At 62.7% G+C, this 23,920-nt stretch carries 22 protein-coding genes; 15 read left to right on the forward strand and 7 right to left on the reverse strand.

The genetic code is table 11. From position 1 onward, the window contains the following. Nucleotides 1-121: 121 nt before the first annotated feature. From QRN36_RS19135 to QRN36_RS19145, 3 genes are all read left to right on the forward strand, one after another. Complete coding sequence (locus QRN36_RS19135; RefSeq protein ID WP_285425498.1) at nucleotides 122-610, forward strand: GFA family protein; 489 nt, start codon at nucleotides 122-124, stop codon at nucleotides 608-610. Between the two features lie 95 nt (nucleotides 611-705). Continuing rightward, nucleotides 706-2,253, forward strand: coding sequence for an FAD-dependent oxidoreductase (locus tag QRN36_RS19140; RefSeq protein WP_285425499.1), 1,548 nt, complete (start codon nucleotides 706-708; stop codon nucleotides 2,251-2,253). A 43-nt stretch (nucleotides 2,254-2,296) separates the two neighbouring features. Further along, nucleotides 2,297-2,452 carry a hypothetical protein gene (locus tag QRN36_RS19145; protein ID WP_285425500.1) on the forward strand — a complete coding sequence of 52 codons (156 nt, stop codon included), beginning with the start codon at nucleotides 2,297-2,299 and terminating at the stop codon, nucleotides 2,450-2,452. A 43-nt stretch (nucleotides 2,453-2,495) separates the two neighbouring features. Here QRN36_RS19145 and QRN36_RS19150 read toward each other — a convergent pair whose 3' ends face one another. After that, on the reverse strand, nucleotides 2,496-3,632 hold the full coding sequence (locus QRN36_RS19150) for an MBL fold metallo-hydrolase (RefSeq protein WP_285425501.1): 1,137 nt from the start codon (nucleotides 3,630-3,632) through the stop codon (nucleotides 2,496-2,498). Nucleotides 3,633-3,860: 228 nt separating this feature from the next. Here QRN36_RS19150 and QRN36_RS19155 point away from each other — a divergent pair, with 228 nt between their 5' ends. Beyond that, nucleotides 3,861-4,487, forward strand: a complete 627-nt coding sequence (locus QRN36_RS19155) for a TetR/AcrR family transcriptional regulator (protein WP_285425502.1) — start codon at nucleotides 3,861-3,863, stop codon at nucleotides 4,485-4,487. On the opposite strand, the gene QRN36_RS19160 is transcribed toward QRN36_RS19155, so the two are convergent. Next, complete coding sequence (locus tag QRN36_RS19160) at nucleotides 4,484-5,161, reverse strand: DJ-1/PfpI family protein (protein WP_285425503.1); 678 nt, start codon at nucleotides 5,159-5,161, stop codon at nucleotides 4,484-4,486. The genes QRN36_RS19155 and QRN36_RS19160 overlap by 4 nt on opposite strands. A 149-nt stretch (nucleotides 5,162-5,310) precedes the next feature. Here QRN36_RS19160 and QRN36_RS19165 point away from each other — a divergent pair, with 149 nt between their 5' ends. The 4 genes from QRN36_RS19165 to QRN36_RS19180 all read left to right on the forward strand — a co-directional run bounded on the left by QRN36_RS19165 (nucleotide 5,311) and on the right by QRN36_RS19180 (nucleotide 10,369). Further along, nucleotides 5,311-6,291, forward strand: a complete 981-nt coding sequence (locus QRN36_RS19165) for a GlxA family transcriptional regulator (protein ID WP_285425504.1) — start codon at nucleotides 5,311-5,313, stop codon at nucleotides 6,289-6,291. A gap of 394 nt (nucleotides 6,292-6,685) precedes the next feature. Continuing rightward, nucleotides 6,686-8,035: a gluconate:H+ symporter gene (locus QRN36_RS19170; RefSeq protein ID WP_285425505.1), complete on the forward strand. Its 1,350-nt coding sequence runs from the start codon at nucleotides 6,686-6,688 to the stop codon at nucleotides 8,033-8,035. Next, nucleotides 8,036-8,896: a MurR/RpiR family transcriptional regulator gene (locus QRN36_RS19175; RefSeq protein ID WP_285425506.1), complete on the forward strand. Its 861-nt coding sequence runs from the start codon at nucleotides 8,036-8,038 to the stop codon at nucleotides 8,894-8,896. 3 nt (nucleotides 8,897-8,899) lie between these two features. After that, on the forward strand, nucleotides 8,900-10,369 hold the full coding sequence (locus tag QRN36_RS19180; protein WP_285425507.1) for an amidohydrolase family protein: 1,470 nt from the start codon (nucleotides 8,900-8,902) through the stop codon (nucleotides 10,367-10,369). A gap of 160 nt (nucleotides 10,370-10,529) precedes the next feature. On the opposite strand, the gene fahA is transcribed toward QRN36_RS19180, so the two are convergent. Together fahA and hmgA are read right to left on the reverse strand one after the other, a co-directional pair. Then, the gene (fahA, locus tag QRN36_RS19185) at nucleotides 10,530-11,828 is read right to left on the reverse strand and encodes a fumarylacetoacetase (protein WP_285425508.1); all 1,299 of its coding nucleotides are present in this window, start codon (nucleotides 11,826-11,828) and stop codon (nucleotides 10,530-10,532) included. Next, complete coding sequence (gene hmgA, locus QRN36_RS19190) at nucleotides 11,825-13,141, reverse strand: homogentisate 1,2-dioxygenase (protein ID WP_285425509.1); 1,317 nt, start codon at nucleotides 13,139-13,141, stop codon at nucleotides 11,825-11,827. The genes fahA and hmgA overlap by 4 nt, the downstream gene beginning before the upstream one ends. Before the next feature lie 110 nt (nucleotides 13,142-13,251). Between hmgA and QRN36_RS19195 the strand changes: the two genes are divergently transcribed. Beyond that, the gene (locus QRN36_RS19195; protein ID WP_285425511.1) at nucleotides 13,252-14,043 is read left to right on the forward strand and encodes an IclR family transcriptional regulator; all 792 of its coding nucleotides are present in this window, start codon (nucleotides 13,252-13,254) and stop codon (nucleotides 14,041-14,043) included. Nucleotides 14,044-14,145: 102 nt separating this feature from the next. Here the strand turns inward: QRN36_RS19195 and hppD are convergent, their stop codons facing one another. The 3 genes from hppD to glcC form a co-directional block, all read right to left on the reverse strand. Continuing rightward, nucleotides 14,146-15,222 (reverse strand): 4-hydroxyphenylpyruvate dioxygenase, encoded by a 1,077-nt coding sequence (gene hppD / locus QRN36_RS19200; protein WP_285425512.1) that lies wholly within the window; start codon nucleotides 15,220-15,222, stop codon nucleotides 14,146-14,148. Nucleotides 15,223-15,364: 142 nt separating this feature from the next. Continuing rightward, complete coding sequence (maiA, locus tag QRN36_RS19205; RefSeq protein ID WP_285425513.1) at nucleotides 15,365-15,997, reverse strand: maleylacetoacetate isomerase; 633 nt, start codon at nucleotides 15,995-15,997, stop codon at nucleotides 15,365-15,367. Nucleotides 15,998-16,077: 80 nt separating this feature from the next. Beyond that, nucleotides 16,078-16,851 (reverse strand): transcriptional regulator GlcC, encoded by a 774-nt coding sequence (glcC, locus tag QRN36_RS19210; RefSeq protein WP_285425514.1) that lies wholly within the window; start codon nucleotides 16,849-16,851, stop codon nucleotides 16,078-16,080. Nucleotides 16,852-16,921: 70 nt separating this feature from the next. Here glcC and QRN36_RS19215 point away from each other — a divergent pair, with 70 nt between their 5' ends. The 6 genes from QRN36_RS19215 to QRN36_RS19240 all read left to right on the forward strand — a co-directional run bounded on the left by QRN36_RS19215 (nucleotide 16,922) and on the right by QRN36_RS19240 (nucleotide 23,748). Continuing rightward, the gene (locus QRN36_RS19215) at nucleotides 16,922-17,092 is read left to right on the forward strand and encodes a hypothetical protein (protein WP_285425515.1); all 171 of its coding nucleotides are present in this window, start codon (nucleotides 16,922-16,924) and stop codon (nucleotides 17,090-17,092) included. A gap of 57 nt (nucleotides 17,093-17,149) precedes the next feature. Beyond that, complete coding sequence (gene glcD, locus QRN36_RS19220) at nucleotides 17,150-18,649, forward strand: glycolate oxidase subunit GlcD (protein WP_285425516.1); 1,500 nt, start codon at nucleotides 17,150-17,152, stop codon at nucleotides 18,647-18,649. Further along, the gene (gene glcE / locus QRN36_RS19225; protein WP_285425517.1) at nucleotides 18,649-19,746 is read left to right on the forward strand and encodes a glycolate oxidase subunit GlcE; all 1,098 of its coding nucleotides are present in this window, start codon (nucleotides 18,649-18,651) and stop codon (nucleotides 19,744-19,746) included. The genes glcD and glcE overlap by 1 nt, the downstream gene beginning before the upstream one ends. A 2-nt stretch (nucleotides 19,747-19,748) precedes the next feature. Further along, entirely contained in the window at nucleotides 19,749-20,972 is a 1,224-nt protein-coding gene (gene glcF / locus QRN36_RS19230; RefSeq protein ID WP_285425518.1) for a glycolate oxidase subunit GlcF, read from the forward strand. Nucleotides 20,973-21,021: 49 nt separating this feature from the next. After that, nucleotides 21,022-21,429, forward strand: a complete 408-nt coding sequence (locus tag QRN36_RS19235) for a heme-binding protein (protein WP_285425519.1) — start codon at nucleotides 21,022-21,024, stop codon at nucleotides 21,427-21,429. Nucleotides 21,430-21,570: 141 nt separating this feature from the next. Beyond that, the gene (locus tag QRN36_RS19240) at nucleotides 21,571-23,748 is read left to right on the forward strand and encodes a malate synthase G (RefSeq protein WP_285425520.1); all 2,178 of its coding nucleotides are present in this window, start codon (nucleotides 21,571-21,573) and stop codon (nucleotides 23,746-23,748) included. Nucleotides 23,749-23,920: the final 172 nt, after the last annotated feature.

Consider the following 23,920-nt stretch of genomic DNA (forward strand, 5'->3'; position numbering starts at 1 on the left):
CTTCTTGAGGGCCCGGAGGATGAAGAATCCGAACGCCTGTTCGAGAAAACTTCGAACTACAACCCACGGGACGGTCTAGACAAAGGATGTCGACGATCCGACCGATCAAGGAGGTAACAGCATGCATCTTGAAGGTTCCTGCCATTGCGGCGCGGTGGAGTTCAGCCTGACCAGCGTTCACCCCTACCCCTATCAACGTTGCTATTGCTCGATCTGCCGCAAGACACAAGGCGGCGGAGGCTATTCGATCAACCTGGGCGGCGATGCCAAAAGCCTGAAAGTCAAAGGCAAGAACAGCATCGCCATCTATCACGCCAAGATGCGCGATAAGGCTCACCATCACGTTCACACCAGCAGCGCCGAGCGGCATTTCTGCAAGCAGTGCGGCAGCGGCCTATGGTTGTTCAGCCCTGAGTGGCCCGAGCTGATCCACCCGTTTGCATCGGCCATCGACACCCCGCTGCCGACGCCGCCCGAGCACACTCACCTGCTGCTGGATTCGAAGGCCTCGTGGGTCGAAGTCCAGGCGGGCCCCGACGACCAGCAGTTCGAGCAATACCCGCAAGAATCGATCGCCGACTGGCACGAGCGGCTGGGTCTGGTGCGCTGATGCCGGCCGATGGGTGATCGGCGCTGACTCGCCAAATTGTCTGAACCTCTGCACAGGCGCCCCACTCCCAACAGAAAGCCTGGGAGGAACATCAAATGCCTATGCATCGAGTCGCTAGCCTGGCCGATCTTCGTCGAGATCGGGGCCTTCAGGTTGAAGTTGGCGAGAAAAAGGTCGTATTGCTGCGCCATGGCGATGAGGTTCGCGCCTATCAGGGCGAATGCCCTCATGCCGGCGCACCGCTGGCCGAGGGGGCGGTCTGCAATGGGCATCTGATCTGCCCGTGGCACAAGGCAGAATTCTCGGTCGACGATGGCCACTTGTGTGAGCCGCCTGCCCTGGATGCCCTGACTCGCTATCCGACGCAGGTGATCGAAGGACAGGTGCATGTCGATGATCAAGCGTTCGTTGCCGAGCCACGATCGCTGCCCGACGATTCGCGCTGCTTCATCGTGATCGGAGCGGGGGCTGCCGGCACTGCGGCGGCCTGTGCCCTGAGGGAGAAAGGTTTCAATGGACGCCTGCTGCTGGTCGACCGCGAGGGCAACCCGGGTTACGACCGCACCGCGTTGAGCAAATTTGTGCTGTCCGCTGACATGCAGCCCGACGAAACGCCGCCGCTTCGAGACGACGCGTTCTACGAGGCCAGCCATATCGAGCGGATTCAGGGTGAGGTGATGAAGCTGGACGTCGTCAACAAACGACTGACGCTGGCAGATGGTCGGCGTTTCGGCTATGACGCCGCACTGATCACCACCGGCGGCGAGCCGCGCGCACTGCCGTTGATCGGCGCCGACCTGCCGCAGGTTCTCACGCTGCGCAGCCGCGAGGATGCGAAAAAGATCCTGGCCGCCGCGCAGCCCGGTCGTCAGGCACTGATCGTCGGCGACAGCTTCATCGGTCTGGAAGCGGCCTCAGCGCTGCGCAAGCACGGCGTCGACGTGACCATTCTGGCGCGCCATGAAGTGCCCTTCGCGGCGCAACTGGGCGAGCGCATCGGCAAAGCGATCCGCAGCCTGCACGAGCGCAACGGCGTGCTGTTCCGCACCCACGTCGAGATCAGTCGCTTTGAGGGCGATGGCGTGAATGGCAAGAAAGCGTTGCAGACGGCGGTGCTGACCAATGGAGAACGACTGCCCGTCGATCTCGCGCTGATCGGCATCGGCGTCTCGCCGGCCACGCATTTCATTGACGGGCTGCAGCTCGAACAGGATGGCTCGCTTGCCGTCGACGATGGCATGCATGCCGGCAAGGACGTGTGGGCAGCGGGTGATCTGGCCACGTTTCCGTACGATAAAAAACCCCAACGCATCGAACACTGGCGGCTGGCGCAACAACAGGCGCGCATCGCCGCCAGCAACATGCTGGGCGGCGACCGGCATTACACCGACGTTCCGTTTTTCTGGACGTATCACTTTGAGAAGCGGCTGGACTACCTCGGTCATGCCGACCAATGGGATGAAATTGTCTACCTGGGCGAACCTGAAACCTTCGAGTTTCTGGCGCTGATGTGCAAAGAGGGCGTGGTCGCGGCTGCGGTGGGCTGTGAACGAGAGCGGCAGATGGCGCTGCTTGCCGAGCGGCTGAAGCAACCGCTGTTCAAGGACGAAGCGCTGATGCTGATCCGCCAGATGGACGAATGACCGTCAGACCTGCAACGAAAACAACAAGCAAGCGGAGAATGAGATGAACAAAGAATCGAACCGTGACGACCTCGATCACAAGCCCGAGAACGCCGGCAAGGTCGGCGAAGAGCACAAGCAGCTGAACCAGCAGGGAGAGCAGGACCGCCACCCTGGCACGCCTGCGGATCCGAAAGAGCAGAATCAAAGCAAACCTTGAACACGCAGGGCCGCAACGACTCGGTTGCGGCCCTCTCTATGGGTCAGCTTCGACCGACCGCCTGCTGGCGCGGGCAGCGTCGGCTGCGGTGCTGCTGAACCTGAGGCTGTGGCTGCTGTGAATGCGGCGGGGCCATCTCGTCCACTTCTGCCGCTTTTTCGACCTTTATCCACCATGCCTGACCCCGGCTGGGGTACTGAAGGTAAAACGGCTGGCCCATCTCGGGCGTGGTGATGGAAATGCTGCGATCCCAGGCCAACGCGAGAATCCGGTCGAAAGGCTCGTGCCAGGCGTGCATCGCCAGGTCGAACGTCCCATTGTGAATGGGTAACAGCCATTTTCCGCGCAAGTCGATGTGCGCCTGCAATGTCTCCTCCGGCTGCATGTGCACGTCGGGCCACTCAACGTTGTAAGCGCCGGTTTCCATCAGGGTCAGGTCGAACGGCCCGTACTGTTCGCCGATCAGCTTGAAGCCGTCGTGGTACCCGGTGTCACCACTGAAGAAAATGCGTTGCTCGCCATCGAGCATCACCCATGAACACCACAACGTGCGGTTGCCGTCGCTCAAGCTGCGGCCGGAAAAATGCTGCGCGGGCGTGGCGACGAAGCGGATGCCGTGGATCTCGGTGGACTGCCACCAGTTCAGTTGCCGGACCTTCTCGGCCGGCACGCCCCACTCGATCAGTGTGTCCCCGACCCCCAGCGGCGCAATGAAATGCTCGGCCTTGTCCTTGAGCACCTGGATGGTCATGTGGTCCAGATGGTCGTAATGGTTGTGCGAAAGAATAACCGCTTTGAGCGGCGGCAGGTCGGCCAGGCTGATCGGCGGCTGGTGGAAACGTTGCGGACCGGCCCACTGGATCGGCGAGGCACGCTCGGCGAACACCGGATCGGTGAGGAAATATTGATTGCGCAGTTTGAGCAGCACCGTCGAATGGCCCAGGCGGTAAACCGTGTTGTCCGGCGCCGCGAGCAACTGCTGGCGAGACAGCGGCTGCACAGGAATTTCGCCGATCGGGCGGGTGTGACGGGGCTTATTGAAGGTCGCGTTCCAGAAAATGCGCAGGGTCTTGAGAAATCCGGAGCGCTTCATCGGCTTGTGATTGAGATAGCGACCCTCAGACCGGGACAGAACAGGCAGTGAGGAAGCGGTATCGAGGTTTTTTTCGATCGAGGCCATGATGTGCTGACTCCATGGAACGGGTGGAGGTTTCCGCGACAGCAAACGCTGTGCAGAATGTTGCAAACGACGGAAAGAAGTAAGCGGGAAGTTGTAACAGCGCTTTACACTACACAGTGTAGTTTCAAGCTTGCACGATCTTCAAATGGAAGTAAACTGTTCAGTGTAATTTTCTTGCCGGGGTGTCTTGCCAGTACGGCCCCTGCACAACCTCTTAGAAGCGAAGCCATGACCGCCCCCTTGCGACTGACCGACCGAAAACGTGAATCCATCGTGCAGGCAGCGATTGCCGAATTCCGCGACAACGGTTTCGAGGTCACCAGCATGGACCGTATCGCGGCCCGCGCCGAAGTGTCCAAACGCACGGTCTACAACCACTTTCCGAGCAAGGAAGAGCTGTTCTCCGAGATGCTTCACCGCCTGTGGGCCAGTGCCGCGGCTCAGCCCGATGCTGCCTATCGGCCGGATGTGCCGTTGCGTGCGCAACTGCGCGACTTGCTCAATGCCAAGATGGCACTTCTGGGTGACAGCAATTTTCTGGATCTGGCGCGCGTGGCCATCGGCGCGACGATTCATTCACCCGAACGCGCGCAGACGTGGGTCAACCGGCTCAACCAGCGCGAGGAAACCTTCACGGTCTGGGTACGCGGCGCCCAGCAGGACGGCCGCTTGAAAGCCGTCGAACCGGGTTTCGCCGCCTCGCAGATTCACGCCTTGCTCAAGGCGTTTGCCTTCTGGCCGCAAGTGACGCTCAACGAGCCCTTGCTGACGCCTGAAAAGCAGGCGGCGGTGGTCGAGTCGGCGCTGGACCTTTTCCTCTGCTGGTACGAGCTGCCCGCCGCCTCTTGCGCCTAACGGCTGGCCAACACACGCTCGACGATCTGCCGACGGGCCAGCAGCCCCGCCGATGCGCGCTCACTGGCGACAGCCAGGACATGGGCCGGCGCGGTTTCGGGACGGCCGGAGTCGAACGGCGGCGCTGGGGCGTACTCCAGTTGCAGCTGAATGACCTGGGATTTTTCCGGATCGAAGATCTCTGCGATCAGGGTCAGGGCAAAGTCGATCCCAGCCGTCACGCCGCCGCCAGTCATCAGATTGCCGTCGCGCACGACCCGCTCCTTGACCGGGATCGCACCAAACGACTCAAGCAACGAATGAGACGCCCAATGCGTGGTTGCGCGCTTGCCCTGCAGCAGGCCGGCAGCGCCCAGCACCAAGGCACCGGTGCAGACCGACGTGATGTATTGCGCAGTTGTGGCTTGCGCCTTGATGAAAGCCAGCGTCTCGGCGTCTTCCAGCAAGGCATCGATACCGACTCCGCCCGGGATGCAGATCACGTCCAGATCCGGGCAATCGGTGAACGTGCGGGTGGGCACCAGCGTCAGCCCGGTGCTGGACTGCAATGGCTCAAGGTTTTTCCACACCAGATGCACGGTGACACCCGGCATCGTGGCGAACACTTCATAAGGGCCAGTGAGGTCCAGTTGCTGGACCTTCGGGAACACCAGCAGACCGATGTGCAATGTCATGGAGTTTCTCCTCAATGGATATGAGCGCAGGCGTCATTCGAAAAAAACGCACCTTTCTCTGATCGGTGGACGAACTCACTGTAGCCAGATACGCTCTGGCGGATACGCCATATCACCCACATTTCACGCCACGGCAAAGCGAGTTTTCTATGCCCGAGCCCTCAAGACCGGTGCACATCCTGGCCTTTCCCAACGTTCAACTGCTGGACGTCACAGGTCCCTTGCAGGTCTTCGCGTCGGCGAACGTGCAGCTGCAGGAAAACGGCCAGGCGGCGCATTACTCCCCGCGCGTGGTCGCCGCTCAGGACGGCAGCGTGGTGTCCTCATCCGGGCTCGGCCTGCTCACGGATCCGCTGCCGGAAACGGCATCCGACACGCTGATCGTCGCCGGAGGCAAGGGCGTGCACACGGCCCTGAAGGACCAACGCCTGTTGCAGTGGGTGCGCGATCAGGCTGTCGGCGCCCGGCGCGTAGCCTCGGTGTGCACCGGCACGTTCATGCTCGCCGAGGCGGGCGTGATCGACGGACAGCGGGTGGTCACGCACTGGGACAGCTGTGCAAGGCTCGCCGAGCGCTATCCACAGTTGCAGGTCGACCCGGAACCGATTTTCATCAATCAGGGCAAACTCTGGACATCAGCAGGCGTCACGGCCGGTATCGACCTGGCGCTGGCGATGGTGGAAGCGGACCTGGGGCGCACGGTGGCACTGGCGGTGGCCCGGGATCTGGTGGTGTTCCTCAAGCGGCCGGGCGGTCAGTCGCAGTTCAGCACCGCGCTGTCGATGCAGCACGCCACGCGCAGTCAGGACAGCCGGTTTGGCGATCTGCACGCCTGGATCCTCGATAACCTGGCCAGCGATCTGTCGGTGGCCACCCTCGCCGCACAAGTCGGCATGAGCGAACGCAGTTTCGTGCGCCACTACCGCGCCCACACCGGCAACACGCCGGCGCGGGCCATTGAACAACTGCGCGTGGAAGCCGCCAGGCGCTTGCTCGGCGACAGTGCGCTGCCGATCAAACGCATCGCCGATCGCTGCGGTTTCGGCACCGAAGAGACCTTGCGCCGCAGCTTCATGCGCGCAGTGTCCGTCACCCCACAAGCCTATCGGGAGCGCTTCAGCGCAGGGTGACGCTTCTGCCCGCAGGGACGTTTTTTACCAATGAATTCGCGCCCTTGGCGTCATCGCCCGTTTGGAAAACACGTGCATCGCCGCGCCGCCAATCGTGACCCAGGCAATCACGCCGGCCCCGTGCGCAGCGGCTTGCGTCCGTCAGCAGCGGTTGCATAAGAAATTAATTTTCATAAATTGATATTTTTATCAGTTTTCGTGTAATTTAATTTTCATCACGAAATCAGAGATAAAAATAATGCCTGCCTGTGATCGTCTCCGCCTTGCCCTTTTCTCGCCCTGCGAGCCTTTGCGACATCCCCTGCCGAGCGTTTTTTCAACGCCTGAAACCGCCGCGCCCGAACGCCGCCGGTGCCAGGCCTGACATCCCCTCTTCTCAGCAAGGAACCGTTGCATGCCCCCTTCTACCGGCCTTTCTCTGTTGGCCTACGCCGCTGTCGCGATCATTGCGCTGATCGTCCTCATCGCGCGCTTCCGGCTCAATCCATTCGTCGTCATCACCCTGGTTTCCGTCGGCCTGGCACTGGTCGCGGGGATGCCCGCCAACGCGGTGGTCGCCTCTTACGAGGGGGGTGTCGGCAAGACCCTTGGCCACATTGCGCTGGTCGTGGCGCTGGGCACCATGCTGGGCAAGATGATGGCCGAATCCGGCGGCGCCGAACGGGTGGCGCGAACCCTGATCGACCGTTTCGGTGAGCGAAATGCGCACTGGGCGATGGTCTGCATTGCCTTTCTGGTCGGCCTGCCGCTGTTTTTCGAAGTCGGCTTCGTGCTGTTGGTGCCGATTGCGTTTACCGTCGCCCGTCGGGTCGGCGTGTCGATTCTGATGGTCGGTCTGCCCATGGTCGCGGGCCTGTCGGTGGTGCATGCGCTGGTGCCGCCGCACCCGGCGGCCATGTTGGCAGTGCAGGCGTACCAGGCGTCAGTGGGCCAGACGCTGTTTTATGCCATTCTCATCGGCATTCCCACCGCGATCATCGCCGGGCCCATTTACGCGCGCTTCATCGTGCCGCGCATTCACCTGCCCGAGGAGAACCCGCTCGCCAGACAATTCCTCGAACGCGAGCCACGCGAACAATTGCCCGGCTTTGCCATCACCATGGCGACCATCCTGCTGCCGGTCGTTCTGATGCTGCTGGGCGGCTGGGCCAACCTGATTTCGACGCCCGGCAGTGCGCTCAACAGTTTCCTGGCGTTCATCGGCAACTCGGTCATCGCCCTGCTGCTGGCCACCTTGCTAAGCTTCTGGACACTGGGCATCGCCCAAGGCTTCAACCGCGACGCGATCCTCAGATTCACTCAGGAATGCCTCGCTCCAACGGCCAGCATCACGCTTCTGGTCGGCGCAGGTGGCGGGCTGAACCGGATTCTTGTCGACAGCGGGGTGACCCAGGAAATCGTCGGTCTGGCTCAGGACTTTCATCTCTCGCCGCTGCTGATGGGCTGGCTGTTCGCAGCGCTGATGCGCGTCGCGACAGGTTCGGCCACGGTGGCCATGACCACGGCATCAGGGATCGTCGCACCGGTTGCGCTGGGCCTGGGCTATCCGCACCCTGAACTGCTGGTGCTGGCCACCGGCGCGGGTTCAGTGATCTTCTCCCACGTCAATGACGGCGGTTTCTGGCTGATCAAGGAGTATTTCAACATGACCGTGGCGCAGACCTTCAAAACCTGGACAGTGCTGGAAACGCTCATTTCGGTGATCGCCTTCGCCCTGACCCTCGGGCTGGCGCAGGTGCTCTGAGTGGACATTCTTTACCAGATCCGCGCCCGCCAGGATTCCTTCAGCGCCGGCGAAGGTCGCATCGCCCGGCTGATTCTCAGCGATGTTGCCTTCTGCGCCAGCGCCAGCCTGGACGAACTCGCCGCCCGCGCCGAAGTGAGCAGCGCCACGCTGTCACGCTTCGCCCGCACGGTGGGCTGCAAGGATCTGCGTGACCTGCGCCTGCAACTGGCCCAGGCCAGCGGCGTCGGCAGCCGCTTTCTCAAGCCCGAGCAGGCGCCGGAGCAATCGGCGTTCTTCACCCGGATCGTCGGGGACATCGAGTCGGCCCTGCGCCAGCACCTGGCGGGCTTCGACGAGGCGCGTTTCAAGGCGGCGGTCGCCTTGCTGGCGCCGGCACGCATGATCCACAGCTTCGGCATGGGCGGTGCTTCCAGCCTGTGCAGCGAAGAATTGCAGACCCGGTTGGTGCGCCTGGGTTACCCCATTGCCGCCAGCCGCGATCCAGTGATGATGCGCCTGATCGCCGCAACCCTCAGCCCGGATCACAGCCTGATCGTCTGCTCGCTCAGCGGACGTACGCCCGAGCTGCTCGATGCCACGCGCCTGGCGCGCAGCTATGGCGCGAAGGTCCTGGCGATCACCCTGCCCGGCTCGCCCCTGGCGGAACTCGCCGATGTGTTGCTGCCGCTGCAGATTGCCGAAACCAACTTCATCTATAAACCCACGGCGGCGCGTTACGGCATGCTGCTGACCATCGATGTGCTCGCCACGGAACTCGCGCTCACGGCCCCGGATGATAATCAGGAACGCCTGCGCCGGATCAAACTGGCGCTCGATGACTACCGCGGCGGTGACGACGGCCTGCCGCTTGGAGACTGAACCATGCTTTACGATCTGATCATTCGCGACGCGCTGGTGATCGACGGCAGCGACACGCCGGGTTACCGCGCCGATGTGGCGATTCGCGAAGGGCGCATCCAGCGCATCGGCGAGCTGAGCGACGTCTCGGCCAGCGAAGAGATCAATGCCGCGGGTCGAGTGCTGGCCCCCGGTTTCATCGACGTGCACACCCACGACGATACGGTGGTTATCCGCCAGCCGGACATGTTGCCGAAGATCACCCAAGGCGTGACGACCGTGATCGTCGGCAATTGCGGCATCAGCGCATCGCCCGTGACGCTGGCGGGTGATCCTCCCGATCCGATGAATCTGCTGGGCCCGGCAAGCGCGTTCGTCTACCCGCGCTTCAGCGACTATCGCGCAGCGGTCGACAAGGCGCGCCCCGCAGTCAACGTCGCCGCTCTGATCGGACATACGGCGCTGCGCAGCAATCATCTGGACGAGCTGTTGCGCACGGCGCGCCCCGAGGAAATCAGCGCCATGCGCGAGCAACTGCGCGACAGCCTGGAACACGGCGCGCTGGGGCTTTCCACCGGTCTGGCCTACGCATCGGCCAACGCGGCGGACACGGACGAGGTCAAGCAACTGGCCGAAGAGCTGACTGCGTTTGGCGCGGTCTATACCACGCATTTGCGCAGCGAGTTCGAGCCGGTGCTGGAGGCCATGGACGAGGCCTTCGATATCGGCCGGCACGCACGATCGCCTGTGGTCATCTCTCACCTGAAATGCGCGGGCGCCGGCAACTGGGGCCGAAGCCCACAACTGCTGGCCGCGCTGGAGAACGCTGCGCTGACTCACCCGGTCGGTTGCGATTGCTACCCCTACGCGGCCAGCTCTTCGACGCTTGACCTCAAGCAGGTGACCGATGCGTTCCGCATTACCATCACCTGGTCCACACCGCACCCGGATCAGGGCGGCCGCGATCTGAAGGACATCGCCGCAGACTGGGGCCTGTCCCTGCTCGACGCCGCGCGCGAGTTGCAACCGGCGGGCGCGGTGTACTACGGCATGGACGAACAGGACGTACAGCGCATCATGAAGCATCCGCTGTCGATGATCGGCTCCGACGGGCTGCCTGAGGATCCGTTTCCGCACCCGCGTCTGTGGGGCGCCTTTCCTCGGGTGTTAGGGCATTTCAGTCGCGATCTCGGGCTGTTCGCGCTGCACACTGCCGTGCACAAGATGACCGGCCTGACCGCCACCCGCTTTGGCCTGCATGAGCGTGGCTTCGTGCGCGAGGGCTATTGGGCCGATCTGGTGCTGTTCGATGCCGAAACCGTGCAAGATGTCGCCGACTTCAAGGAGCCCAAGCGTGCTGCGCAGGGAATCGACGGCGTCTGGGTCAATGGCCGCCTGAGCTACGCGAACGGCCAGCCTCAAGGTGAGCGACACGGGCGCTTTCTGCCCCGCAGCGGCTCATTGGTGTCAGGGTTCGGACAGCCCCGAACCTGACTCAGACCCTGATTTGGCCGCTACTGCCTGCTCGCGAAGAACATCCCACAGAGAAGACGCGTTCTGCCTGCAAGCCCGGATCAACCGGGCGCTCCAGCACAGACGCCATCGACCTGTGGGCGCGAAGCATCGCAATGACGCCGATGGATTCAGCGAGCCATCAACCGACGACCACGCCTCGGCATTCGCCGAAGCCGATGCTCACTGCGCCATCTCTGCGGCAGCGCGCCTTGAGAATCACCTCGTCCCCTGCCTCGAGAAACCTGCGGGTTTCGCCGCTGGGCAATTGCACTTCGTGTTTGCCGCCTTCGGTCATTTCCAGCAGGCTGCCGAACTGCCCCGCCTGCGGACCGGACAGTGTGCCGGTGCCGAACAGATCGCCCGGTTGCAGCGTGCAACCGTTGACACTGTGGTGCGCGACCATCTGCGCCACGGTCCAATACATGTTCAACGTGTTGCTCAGCGCCAGACGAACCGGTGCGACGCCTTGCTCGCGCATCGTTGCCGTTGCGAGCAGCACCTCAAGCTCGATGTCCAGCGCGCCGCTCTGCTGATCCTGCGCGTCGAACAGGTACGCCAGCGGCTGCGGATCGCCTTCGGCCCGTGCGGGCTGAGCGCTGCGAAACGGGGCGAGCGCCTCGGCCGTCACCACCCACGGGGAAATGCTCGTGGCAAAGCTCTTGGACAGAAAGGGTCCCAGCGGCTGGTACTCCCACGCTTGCAGATCCCGCGCCGACCAGTCGTTGAGCAGGCAGAAACCCGCAATGTGCCGGCCTGCGTCGGCAATCCCGATCGCTTCACCCGGCGCATTGCCCGGGCCCATCCACACACCGACTTCCAGTTCGTAGTCCAGCCGCTTGCTCGGTCCGAAGGTCGGCTGGTCTGCGCCCGGCGCCAGGGTCTGACCATTCGGGCGTCTGACGGGCGTGCCCGATACGCACAACGTCGAAGCGCGACCGTGATAGGCGATCGGCACATACTTGTAGTTCGGCAACAGCGGATTGTCGGGGCGGAACAGCTTGCCGACGTTCATGGCGTGATGAATGCCGACATAAAAGTCGGTGTAATCGCCGACCTGCGCAGGCAGGTGCATCCGACACTCGCTCATCGGCAGCAGCAATCGCTCGCCCATGCCTTGCAGGCGCTCGCGCTGGGGATTCGCCGCGTCGAGCAGGTGAAGCAGTTCGTTGCGCAAGGCCTGTCGCGCTGACGCGCCGAGCGCAAAAAAATCATTGAGCTGACCGCGACTCGCGGCCTCGGCGCCCAGACGCGCGGCCCCTTGGAACAGGCTGGCATCCAGTGCCGCCTGGAGGTCGAAGATGAAGTCGCCAATGGCGACGCCGCCGCGCCGGTTCGAATTCGCCTGGCTGAACACCCCGAACGGCAGGTTTTGCAGCGGGAAATCCGGGTGATCGTTGGCGCTCGTTACCCAACTGCGCGGGTGTGTGGGAATGCTCATCGTGGGCTGTCCATATCGAAGGGTTTGAAGGTTCGGGCAATGCCGTCCCAACACGCGTCGTAATCACTCTGCAGCTGCGGGCACTCGAGCGCCTGACGGCTGGGGCGCAGGACGCGGCCGGTCTCGAACATGAACGCCATGGTCTGTTCGATCTTGTGCGGTTTGAGGTCGGCGGCGATGGCCTTTTCAGCGCTGGCATTGTCGGGCCCGTGAGCACTCATGCAGTTGTGCAGGGACGCCCCGCCAGGCATGAAGCCTTGCGCCTTGGCGTCGTAGGCGCCGTCAATGAGGCCCATGAATTCGTTCATCAGATTGCGGTGAAACCACGGCGGCCGGAAGGTGTTTTCGGCGACCATCCAGCGCGGCGGGAAGATCACGAAATCGACGTTGGCCTGACCATGGACGGCACCCGGCGACGTCAGCACCGTGAAGATCGACGGATCCGGATGGTCGTAGCTGACGGTGCCCAGGGTGTTGAACCGGCGCAGGTCGTATTTGTACGGCACGTTGTTGCCATGCCAGGCGACGACGTCGAATGGCGAATGCGTGAGCGTGGTCGACCACAGTTCGCCGAGAAACTTCTGCACCAGCACGGTCGGCTGAGTGCTGTCTTCGAACTGCGCCACCGGCACCTGAAAATCCCGAGGATTGGCCAGGCCGTTACTGCCGATGGGCCCAAGGTCCGGCAGCCGCAGCGCACAACCATGATTTTCACAGACATAGCCCCGCGCCGAGCCGTCCAGCAACTGCACGCAGAATTTCAGCCCGCGAGGCAGAACGGCGATTTCCTGAGGCTCGATGTCGAGCACGCCAAGCTCGGTGACGATACGCAAGCGGCCCTGCTGCGGGACGACCAGCCATTCGCCGTCGGCGTTGAAAAAAGCCCGCTGCATGGACTGGTTGGCGGTGTATACGTACACGCTGACGCCATCGGCCTGATCGGCGGACGAAGTGCGGGCCAGCGCGATGAGGCCGTCGATGAAATCGGCAGGCGTGGCGGGAATGTCGAACGCGTTCCAGCGCAGGCGATTGGGCGTGACAGGGCCCTGCTCCTGACCACGAATCTGCCGCTCCAGCCGGCAGTAACGTGGATGCGCCGCCGAGGGCGCGATGCGGTAGAGCCAGGTCCGTCGGGCTTCCGCCCGGGGCACAGTGAACGCCGTGCCCGAGAATTGCTCGGCGTAGAGTCCGAGCGGATGGCGCTGCGGCGAGTTCTGCCCGGTCGGCAAGCCGCCGGGCAAAGCCTCGCTGCTGAACTGATTGCCGAAGCCGGATTGATACCTCAAAGCCTCGGACACAGGTGCTGTGAACATTTCGACCTCTTGTTTTTATTCTACGTAAACGGATTACGCATAACGTAATTTGAGTTTGCGGGACGGTCAAGCTATAAAGCAGCCTTTCCAGACCGGCGCACGCCCCGCTCATGACTGAACAATCCGTAAGCCCTGCAGGTCCGCGCCAACAGAAAGTGCAGTCCGCCGAAGTCGGCGTCGGCATTCTCAAGGCGCTGGCCGAACTCGCGCCCTCCACCTCGTTGTCCAGGCTCGCCGAATACGTGGGCATGCCCGCCAGCAAGGTGCATCGTTACTTGCAGGCGCTGGTGGACAGCGGCTTTGCCGAGCAAGACCCGGTGACCAACCACTACCGTCTGGGCCGCTCGGCGTTGCAGGTTGGCCTTGCGGCGCTCAGTCAACTGGACGTGCTGAAAATGGCTGCCCCCGAACTCAGTGCACTGCGTGACGAGCTCAATGAAACATGCTTCCTCGCGGTGTGGGGCAACAAAGGCCCTACGGTTGTGTATGTCGAGCAATCGCTGGGCGCGGTGACGTTGGTCACGCAGATCGGCTCGGTCCTGCCGCTGCTCGGTTCCTCGACAGGTCTGGTGTTCGACACCTTTCTCTCCCCTGCCGAAACGGCAGCGCTCAGGCAATCGGAAGCGGCTGCCCTGAACGCGAAACAACTGAAGGACATCGACCGCCACATCAAAGAAATCCGCAGCACCGGCGTGCATCAGATTCATGGCCTGCTCATGGCGGGCGTCAACGCTGTGTCATCGCCGGTGTTCGCCATGGGCAGCAAGTTGATGGGCGTGGTGACGGTGGTGGGCTCGGCATCGGTGCTCACCGATGAGCGCCAGGCGCTGGCGGCGCAGCAGTTGCTGAAGACCGCCCGGGCCATCAGCGCCCGGATGGGCGGTGACATGCCGAAGCCCTGAGCGCTGTCGGATCCAACGTGCCGGAATGAGCCCGGCCGCAGCGGCGGTGCAACGCAGACGTCCTGTCAGTCACCACCGGCGCCAGCCGAGCAATCAGGCGAATCAATCCGCCGTCAGAACCCCACGTCGCAACTGATCGCGCTCGATCGATTCGAACAGCGCCTTGAAATTGCCCTCGCCAAAGCCATCGTCGCCTTTGCGCTGAATGAACTCGAAGAACACCGGGCCCATCAGCGTTTCCGAAAAGATCTGCAGCAGCAGGCGCCGATTGCCGCCTTCCGAGTTCCCGTCGAGCAGGATGCCCCGCGCCTTGAGCTCGTGCTCGGGCTCGCCGTGGTTTGGCAGACGGCCTTCGAGCATTTCGTAGTAAGTGTCCGGCGGCGCGGTCATGAACCGCATGCCCAGCGCTTTGAGCCGATCCCAGGTGTCGATCAGGTCTTCGGTGAAAAAGGCCACGTGCTGAATGCCTTCGCCGTTGAACTTCATCAGGAATTCTTCGATCTGCCCGGCCCCTTTGGAGGACTCCTCATTGAGCGGGATACGAATCATGCCGTCCGGCGCCGTCATCGCCTTGGACGTCAGGCCGGTGTACTCGCCTTTGATATCGAAGTAACGAATCTCGCGGAAATTGAACAGCTTCTCGTAGAAATTCGCCCAATACGCCATGCGACCGCGATAAACGTTATGGGTCAGGTGATCGATGAATTGCAGCCCTGCACCCTCGGGATGACGATCGACACCTTCGATGAACACGAAGTCGATGTCGTAGATGGACGTGCCCTCGCCGAAGCGGTCGATCAGGTACAACGGCGCGCCGCCGATGCCCTTGATGGCCGGCAATCGCAGCTCCATCGGCCCGGTTGCGATTTCAACCGGTTGAGCGCCGAGCTCCAGCGCACGTTTGTAGGCCTGCTGGGAATCCTTGACCCGGAATGCCATCCCGCACACGGAAGGACCGTGCTCGGCAGCGAAGTAGGACGCTTCGCTGTGAGGCTCGTTGTTGAGGATGATATTGATGGCGCCCTGACGGTACAGCGCCACGTTCTTGGATCGGTGATGGGCGACCTTGGTGAAGCCCATCATCTGAAACACGGGCTCAAGGACACCTGGAACCGGCGAGGCGAATTCGATGAATTCGAAGCCCATCAGGCCCATCGGGTTTTCGTAGAGATCGGTCACGGTCTTGCTCCTGCTGAAAAGTGGAATGCACAACGGCGGGCATTACCGTTCAGCGGGAGGCGCACAGGAGATTCCCCGTACGCTGCGGGCGAGGAAGTCGCCGAATATCAACTGCAGACCGAAGATTTTCATGTAGGAAAGGTTACTCCGGCTTGTCCGATTGCGCATCAGGATGGGCGTGCTGAAACGCCGGATGCTGCAACGCCAGCGCTTCCACCCGACAGATGCGCGGGAAGGCGCTCAGGTCGACATTGAACCGGCGGGCGGCATACAGCTGCGGCAACAGGTATGCATCTGCCAGGCCGACCTGGCCGAAACAGAATCCTTCATCGCCGATCAAGGCTTCCACGGCAGCGAAACCCTGAGTGATCCAGTGTCCGATCCACGCGCCGACGTCCCCTTCATCATGCCCCAGACCGCGCAGCCGGTTGAGCACCGCCACATTGTGCAACGGATGAATGTCGCATCCGATCAGCGCGGCGACTTCACGATGCCGTGCCCGGGCCAGAAGGTCAGTCGGCAACAACGCAGGTTCCGGTGAGTGTTCTTCGAGGTATTCGATGATTGCCATGGACTGGATGACAACGTGGCCGCTGTCGAGCCTGAGGACGGGCACGCGCCCTTGCGGATTGATTGCCAGGTATTCCGGCTTGTGGTGCTCGCCGCCGTCCCGGATCAGATTGACCGGAATCGCGTTGACTTCGAGCCCCTTCAGCGCCAGGGCGATGCGCACCCGGTAGCTGGAGGTTGATCGGTAATAAGTGAAAAGATCCACGGGAAGGCCTGTCTTGTTGTTATTGTCGTAAACCGTTTACGCATTGCGTAAATTGCGACATTGGCTTGCGACTGTCAAGGTCAGGTCCAGCCCTCCAGTCGCAACGTCGCGCGGACCAGCCGCTGCTCCTCGTTTTCGATCTCCCGCAGGTTGTCGCAGATGCTCTGAATGTGCGCCACGGCGGCCTTGCGCGCCTGTTCCGGCAAGCGTCCGGTGACCGCGTTATAAAGCCGCGCATGGTGCCGGTCGATCTGACGTTTCTGCGCCTCGCGGTGATAGAGGTTGTTGACCGAGGCAAATACGGTATTGAGCAACAGATCGGTGAGCGAGCGCAGCGTCTGGACCAGCACCGGGTTGTGCGACGCTTCGCAGATCGCCAGATGGAATGCGTGATCCAGGCGCGCGTGTTCGGACGCCGAAAGCGTGTGGCCATGGGCCTGCACCAGCGCATCATAAGCGCGCGTAATCAGCACAAAATCGGCGTCGGTGCCGCGCAAGGCCGCCAGCCGCGCCGATTCGCCCTCCAGCAGGCTTCGCACCTCGAACAAGTCGTAGAGCGTGCGCGGTTGTGAGGCGAACAAGTGCATCAGCGGAGACGACGCGTTCAGCCCCAGCCCGCCCATCTGCGCGACGAACGAACCCTTGCCCTGTTGCGTTTCGATGATGCCTCGGGCACGGAGCAGCTTGAGACCTTCGCGCAGCGCGGTTCGGGAAACCCCCAGTTTTTCGGTCAGACGACGCTCGGACGGCAACAGCTCACCGACCTTGAGCACGCCATCCACGATCAACCGCTCGATGCGCTCACTGACGACATCGGCGACTTGCGGCGCGCGGGTGCTGGTACTGCCTTCCATCCCTCTCTCCCTGCATGACGGCTGGACCCCAGCGCTGCGACACACGCTGCCCGCAGCCAGGATCACTGGTATGACCAGCGGCATCGAACAAATATCTGCCAAATCCTTAACGATCTATCTGACTGATCTGCATGATCTTTTCAAAATAGAACGGTGCAAACGCCCGGAAAAACTGGTTCGACCAGTGCGTTCTCACATGGACAGTAGCGACCGCAGGGCCAATGATGCAAGTCAGCCGTGAAACGTTCTGCATCAGAACAGGCCTCATATAAAAACAAGACAGGGTTGCAAACCCATCATGAATATTCTGTACGACGAACGCGTCGATGGCGCGTTGCCTGCCATCGACAAGGCGCAGCTGCTGCAAGCGCTGCAGACGCGACTGCCCGACCTTGACCTCCTCCATCGAGAGGAAGAATTGCGTCCCTACGAATGCGACGGGCTTTCGGCTTATCGCACCACGCCCATGCTGGTGGCGCTTCCCGAGCGCGTCGAGCAAGTGCAGACGCTGCTCAAGGTCTGCCACGAGCGCGGCGTTCCGGTGGTCGCCCGCGGCGCCGGCACGGGGTTATCCGGCGGCGCTCTGCCGCTGGAGAAAGGCGTGTTGCTGGTCATGGCCCGCTTCAACAAGATTCTGCACATCGACCCAGCCGGACGCTTTGCCCGCGTGCAGCCAGGCGTGCGCAACCTGGCCATCTCCCAGGCCGCCGCGCCTTTCGACCTTTATTACGCGCCCGACCCGTCCTCGCAGATCGCCTGCTCGATCGGTGGCAATGTCGCGGAGAACGCTGGCGGCGTGCATTGCCTGAAATACGGCCTGACCGTGCATAACCTGCTTAAGGTCGACATCCTCACCGTCGAAGGCGAACGCATGGTGCTCGGATCGGATGCGCTCGACTCGCCGGGCTTCGACCTGCTGGCGCTGTTCACAGGTTCCGAAGGCATGCTCGGGGTCATCACCGAAGTGACCGTCAAGCTGTTGCCCAAGCCGCAGGTCGCCCGCGTGCTGCTGGCGGCATTCGATTCGGTGGAAAAAGCCGGTCGCGCGGTGGCCGACATCATCGCTGAGGGCATCATCCCCGGCGGTCTGGAAATGATGGACAACCTGGCCATTCGCGCCGCCGAAGATTTCATCCACGCAGGCTACCCGGTAGACGCAGAAGCGATTCTGCTGTGCGAACTGGACGGTGTCGAAGCCGACGTTCACGACGATTGCGACCGCGTCCGCGCGGTCCTGCAAAAGGCCGGCGCCACTGAGGTGCGGCAGGCGAAGGACGAGGCCGAGCGCGTGCGTTTCTGGGCGGGCCGGAAAAATGCGTTTCCTGCGGTGGGCCGATTGTCGCCGGACTATTACTGCATGGACGGGACCATTCCACGTCGGGAACTGCCGGGCGTGTTGAAGGGTATTTCAGCGCTGTCCGAAGAGTACGGCCTGCGCGTGGCGAACGTGTTCCACGCCGGCGACGGCAACATGCACCCGCTGATTCTGTTCGATGCCAACCAGGCGGGCGAACTGGACCGCGCCGAAGCGTTGGGCGGGAAAATTCTGGAACTGTGCGTCAAAGTCGGCGGCAGCATCACCGGTGAGCATGGCGTCGGGCGAGAGAAAATCAATCAGATGTGCGCGCAGTTCAACAGCGACGAACTGACCCTGTTCCACGCCATCAAAGCGGCGTTCGACCCCAGTGGCCTGCTCAATCCCGGCAAGAACATTCCGACGCTCCATCGTTGCGCGGAGTTCGGCGCGATGCACGTGCACATGGGCAAGCTGCCCTTCCCTGAACTGGAGCGTTTCTGATGAGTGCCGAACGCCAACCACAGACCCGCACGCCGGACCGCGATGCCAGCGACGTGTTGCTGGAGCAAGTCAGGCAGGCCATCGACCTCAGCCTGCCGCTGCGCATCCAGGGCGCGAACAGCAAGGCGTTTCTCGGCCGCGAGGTGGCCGGCGAGGTGCTCGACACCCGCGCGCATCGCGGCATCGTCACCTATGACCCGACGGAGCTGGTGATCACCGCACGCGCCGGCACCCCGCTCAGCGAACTGAATGCCGCGCTCGACGAGGCCGGGCAGATGCTCCCGTGCGAACCCCCCACGTACAGCGACGGCGGCATCGGCGACGCCACGGTCGGCGGCATGATTGCAGCCGGGCTCTCCGGGCCACGGCGCCCATGGGCGGGCTCGGTGCGCGACTTCGTCTTGGGCACGCGGGTGATCACCGGCCTGGGCAAGCACCTGAAATTCGGCGGCGAGGTGATGAAAAACGTCGCGGGTTATGATCTGTCGCGCCTGATGGCGGGCAGCTTTGGCTGCCTTGGGCTGATCACCGACGTCTCGCTGAAAGTCCTGCCCAAGCCGCGCCTGTGTACCAGCATTGCGCTGGAAATGGACAGCGCACGCGCCCTCGCCCGCCTCGCCGAATGGGGTCAGCAGCCGCTGCCGATCAGCGCCGCAAGCCATGATGGACGCGTGCTGCGCCTGCGCCTCGAAGGCGGCGAAGGTTCGGTGGCCGCCGCCCATGATCGTCTCGGCGGCGAGTCGATCGACCCGGCTTACTGGCGAGACCTGAACGCACACCGGCTGGACTTCTTCACCGACGGCCGACCGTTATGGCGTCTTTCGCTGCCCACTCACACCGCGCTGCTGGCCGTACCGGGCGAGCAATTGATCGATTGGGGCGGCGCGCAACGCTGGCTGAAATCCGACGCGGGCGGCGAAGACATCCGACGCATCGTCAGTGCAGTGGGTGGTCACGCCGTCTGCTACAGCCATGGCCTGGACGACAGCCCCTTCCAGCCCTTGGCGGAGCCGCTTCTGCGCTATCACCGCCAGCTCAAGGCACAACTCGATCCGCACGGGATATTCAACCCCGGCCGAATGTACGCGGAGATCTGATCATGCAGACGACCCTGAGCGAACACGCCAAAAGCCTGCCCCGTGGCGAAGAAGCCGAGAGCATTCTGCGCAGCTGCGTGCACTGCGGATTCTGCAACGCCACCTGCCCGACCTATCAACTGCTGGGCGACGAGCTCGACGGCCCACGCGGCCGGATCTACCTGATCAAGCAAGTGCTGGAGGGCAAGGAAGTCACTGAGAAAACCCAGTTGCACCTGGACCGTTGCCTGTCCTGCCGCAACTGCGAAACCACCTGCCCTTCCGGCGTCGACTATCACAACCTGCTGGACATCGGCCGGGCGGTAGTCGACGCAGCCGTGCCGCGCCCGATGGGTCAGCGCATGCTGCGAGAAAGCCTGCGCGCGGTGGTGCCCAATGCCGGGCTGTTCAAGGCGCTGACGCAGATGGGCAATTCGTTTCGCCCGCTGCTGCCGAGCCGCCTCAAGGACAAGCTGCCGGACCACCTTCGTGCTCCCGGGTTGCGCCCGACGCGGCAACACGCCCGGCAGATGCTGATTCTGGAAGGCTGCGTGCAGCCCGGTCTGTCCCCCAACACCAACGCTGCCACGGCGCGGGTGCTGGATCGGCTGGGTATCACGGTCAAATCGATCGCCCAGGCGGGTTGCTGCGGCGCCGTGGATTACCACCTCAACGCCCAGGAGCAAGGCTTGCAGCGCGCGCGTCAGAACATCGATGCGTGGTGGCCCGCCGTGCAGGCCGGCGCCGAAGCGATCGTGCAGACGGCCAGTGGTTGCGGGGCGTTCGTCAAAGACTACGGGCACTTGTTGCGTGACGACCCGGCATACGCCGAGAAAGCCGCCCGGGTCAGCGCGCTGACCAAGGATCTGGTTGAAATCATGCGGGCCGAGCCGCTGGAAAACCTTGGCGCCTGCACCAGCCAGAAACTCGCCTTCCACTGTCCGTGCACGTTGCAGCATGCGCAAAAACTGGGGGGCGCCGTGGAAGCCGTGCTCACCCGGCTGGGTTTCAATCTGACCGCCGTGCCCGACAGTCACTTATGCTGTGGCTCGGCCGGGACGTACTCGATCACCCAGCCCGAATTGTCGAAACGGCTGCGCGACAACAAGATGAATGCGTTGGAAAGCGGCAGCCCGGACGTTATCGCGACCGCCAACATCGGCTGCCAGACCCACCTGGCGGGTGCCGGCCGTACGCCTGTCAAACACTGGATCGAACTCATCGAGGACGCGCTGCATCAAACCTGATCGCGCGCGGCCTTGACCCTCTTACCCCGTTCTTGCTCAGGAGAGCTGCATGAAAACCAAATCCGTACTGACCCAGACCGAAGTCACCCAGATCCTCGCCGCTGCCCGCGCCGAAGCCCAGAACAACGGCTGGGCGGTTGCCATCGCCGTGACCGACGACGGCGGCCATTTGCTGGGCTTCGAGCGTCTGGACGGCTGCGCGCCGATCGGTGGCTACATTGCCATCGAAAAAGCCCGCACCGCAGCGCTTGGCCGACGCGAATCCAAGGGCTACGAAGAAATGGTCAACGGCGGCCGCACGGCCTTCGTCACGGCCCCGCTGCTGACATCGCTGGAAGGCGGCGTGCCGGTCATCGTCGCCGGCGAAACGGTTGGCGCGGTGGGCGTTTCCGGCGTCAAGGCCGATCAGGATGCGCAGGTCGCCAAGGCCGGGGTTGCCGCGGTCAATGCCGGTTAACAGCAACAGATATCCTCTGTAGGAGTGAGCTTGGTCGCGATAGGGTTGGACCAGACACCCTTTTTACGAACAGGTTGCGATCGCGAGCAAGCTCACGCCTACAGGGTCGCATGACACACAATTCATGATGGAGAGCCCGAGATGACCGAATTCGTCAACTGCCACAACCTCAAAGTTGCGGCCAATCTGAAACGCTTCGTCGACGAGGACGTGCTTCCCGGAACAGGGCTGAACCCGGACGTGTTCTGGGCCGATTTCGATTCGCTGGTGCACGACCTCGCACCCATCAACCGGGAGTTGCTGGCTGAGCGCGACCGTATCCAGGCGCAACTGGACAAGTGGCATAAATCCAACCCGGGCCCGGTCACCGACATGCCCGCCTACATCGCCTTTCTCGACTCCATCGGCTACTTGCAGCCGGTGCCCGCCGAGGTCAAGGCCATCACCAGCAAGGTCGACATCGAGGTCAGCGAACAGGCCGGTCCGCAGCTCGTGGTACCGGCAGCCAATGCCCGCTACGCCCTGAACGCCGCCAATGCGCGCTGGGGTTCGCTGTACGACGCGCTGTACGGCACCGACGCGATTTCCAGCGCCAACGGTGCCGAAATCAAGGCCGGTTACAATCCGCTGCGCGGCGCCAAGGTCATTGCCTTTGCCCGCGCCCTGCTCGATGAAGCCGCGCCACTGGCGTCCGGTTCTCACGTTCAGGCACAGGCCTATGCCGTCGACAGTGGCGAGCTGCTGGTGACCCTCGCCGACGGCAGCCAGTCGCGACTGGCGCAACCGGAAAAGTACGTTGGTTATCAGGGCGAGCCGCGGCAGCCGACCGCCATTCTGCTGAAGAATCACGGCCTGCACATCGAGATCCAGATTGACCCCGCCAGCGCCATCGGCAGCACCGATCCGGCAGGCATCAAGGACCTGCTGCTCGAAGCCGCGCTGTCGACCATCATCGACTGTGAAGACTCGGTCGCGGCGGTGGACGCCGACGACAAGCTGGTGATCTACCGCAACTGGCTCGGCCTGATGAAGGGCGATCTCACCGAAGAACTGGTCAAGGGCGGCAAGACCCTCACTCGCCGCCTGAATGCCGACCGCGAATACACCGCCGCCGATGGCAGCCACATCACCCTGCACGGCCGCTCGCTGCTGTTCATTCGCAACGTCGGCCACCTCATGACCAACCCGGCAATCGTGTATGACGGCAACAAGGAAATTCCCGAAGGCATTCTTGATGGCGTGATCACCAGCCTGATCGCGCTGCATGATCTGCACAATCGCGGCAACTCCCGCGCGGGCAGCGTGTACATCGTCAAGCCGAAGATGCATGGCCCGGCCGAAGTCGCTTTCGCCGATCAGCTGTTTGCGCGCATCGAAGACGTCCTGAAGATCCCGCGCAACACCCTGAAAATGGGCATCATGGATGAAGAACGGCGTACCAGCGTCAACCTCAAGGCCTGCATTCACGCCGCGTCGGCGCGGGTGGCGTTCATCAATACCGGGTTCCTGGATCGCACCGGCGACGAGATGCACACCTCCATGGAAGCCGGCCCGATGCTGCGCAAAGGCGACATGAAGGCCACGCCGTGGATCAAGGCTTACGAGCGCAGCAACGTGCTGGTCGGTCTGGCCTGCGGCTTGCGCGGTCGGGCGCAGATCGGCAAGGGCATGTGGGCGATGCCAGACCAGATGGCCGACATGCTGGAGCAGAAGATCGGCCATCCCAAGTCCGGTGCGACAACCGCCTGGGTGCCCTCGCCGACTGCCGCGACCCTGCATGCGCTGCATTACCACAAGGTCGACGTGAAAGCCGTGCAGCAGGAACTGGAAAAAGTCGATCTGGACAGCGTCAGCGAGGACATCCTGCTGGATCTGCTGAGCATCCCGGTGGTGGCAGAAGCGAAATGGACTGACGACCAGATCCGCGAAGAAGTCGAGAACAATGCGCAAGGACTGCTGGGTTACGTGGTGCGCTGGGTCGAGCAAGGCGTCGGCTGTTCGAAGGTGCCGGACATCCATAACGTCGGCTTGATGGAGGACCGTGCGACCTTGCGTATTTCAAGCCAGCACATCGCCAACTGGCTGCGTCATAAAGTGATCGACGATCATTACGCGCTGGAAACCCTCAAGCGCATGGCCAAAGTGGTGGACAAGCAGAATGCGGGGGATGCGGCGTACAAACCGATGACCGAGAACTTCGACAAGTCGGTGGCGTTCCAGGCCGCGTGCGCGCTGGTGTTCAAGGGTCGGGAGCAACCAAGCGGCTACACCGAGCCGTTGTTGCACGAATTCAGGCTGGCGTTCAAGCAAGAAGCCTGATCGACGAAGAACGGTCCGGCGTAAAGCCATAGATGATCGTGCCCACGCGCTGCGTGGGCATGCATCATGTGACGCTCTGCGTCACCACGGCTGGACGCAGAGCGTCTAGGGCGGCGTTACCACGCGGAGCGTGGGAACGATCAGATGCGGTGTTACTGACTCACTGCTTTCG

Origin of the sequence: Pseudomonas sp. efr-133-TYG-103a (assembly GCF_030209235.1) — a bacterium.
Classification (GTDB): Bacteria; Pseudomonadota; Gammaproteobacteria; order Pseudomonadales; family Pseudomonadaceae; genus Aquipseudomonas.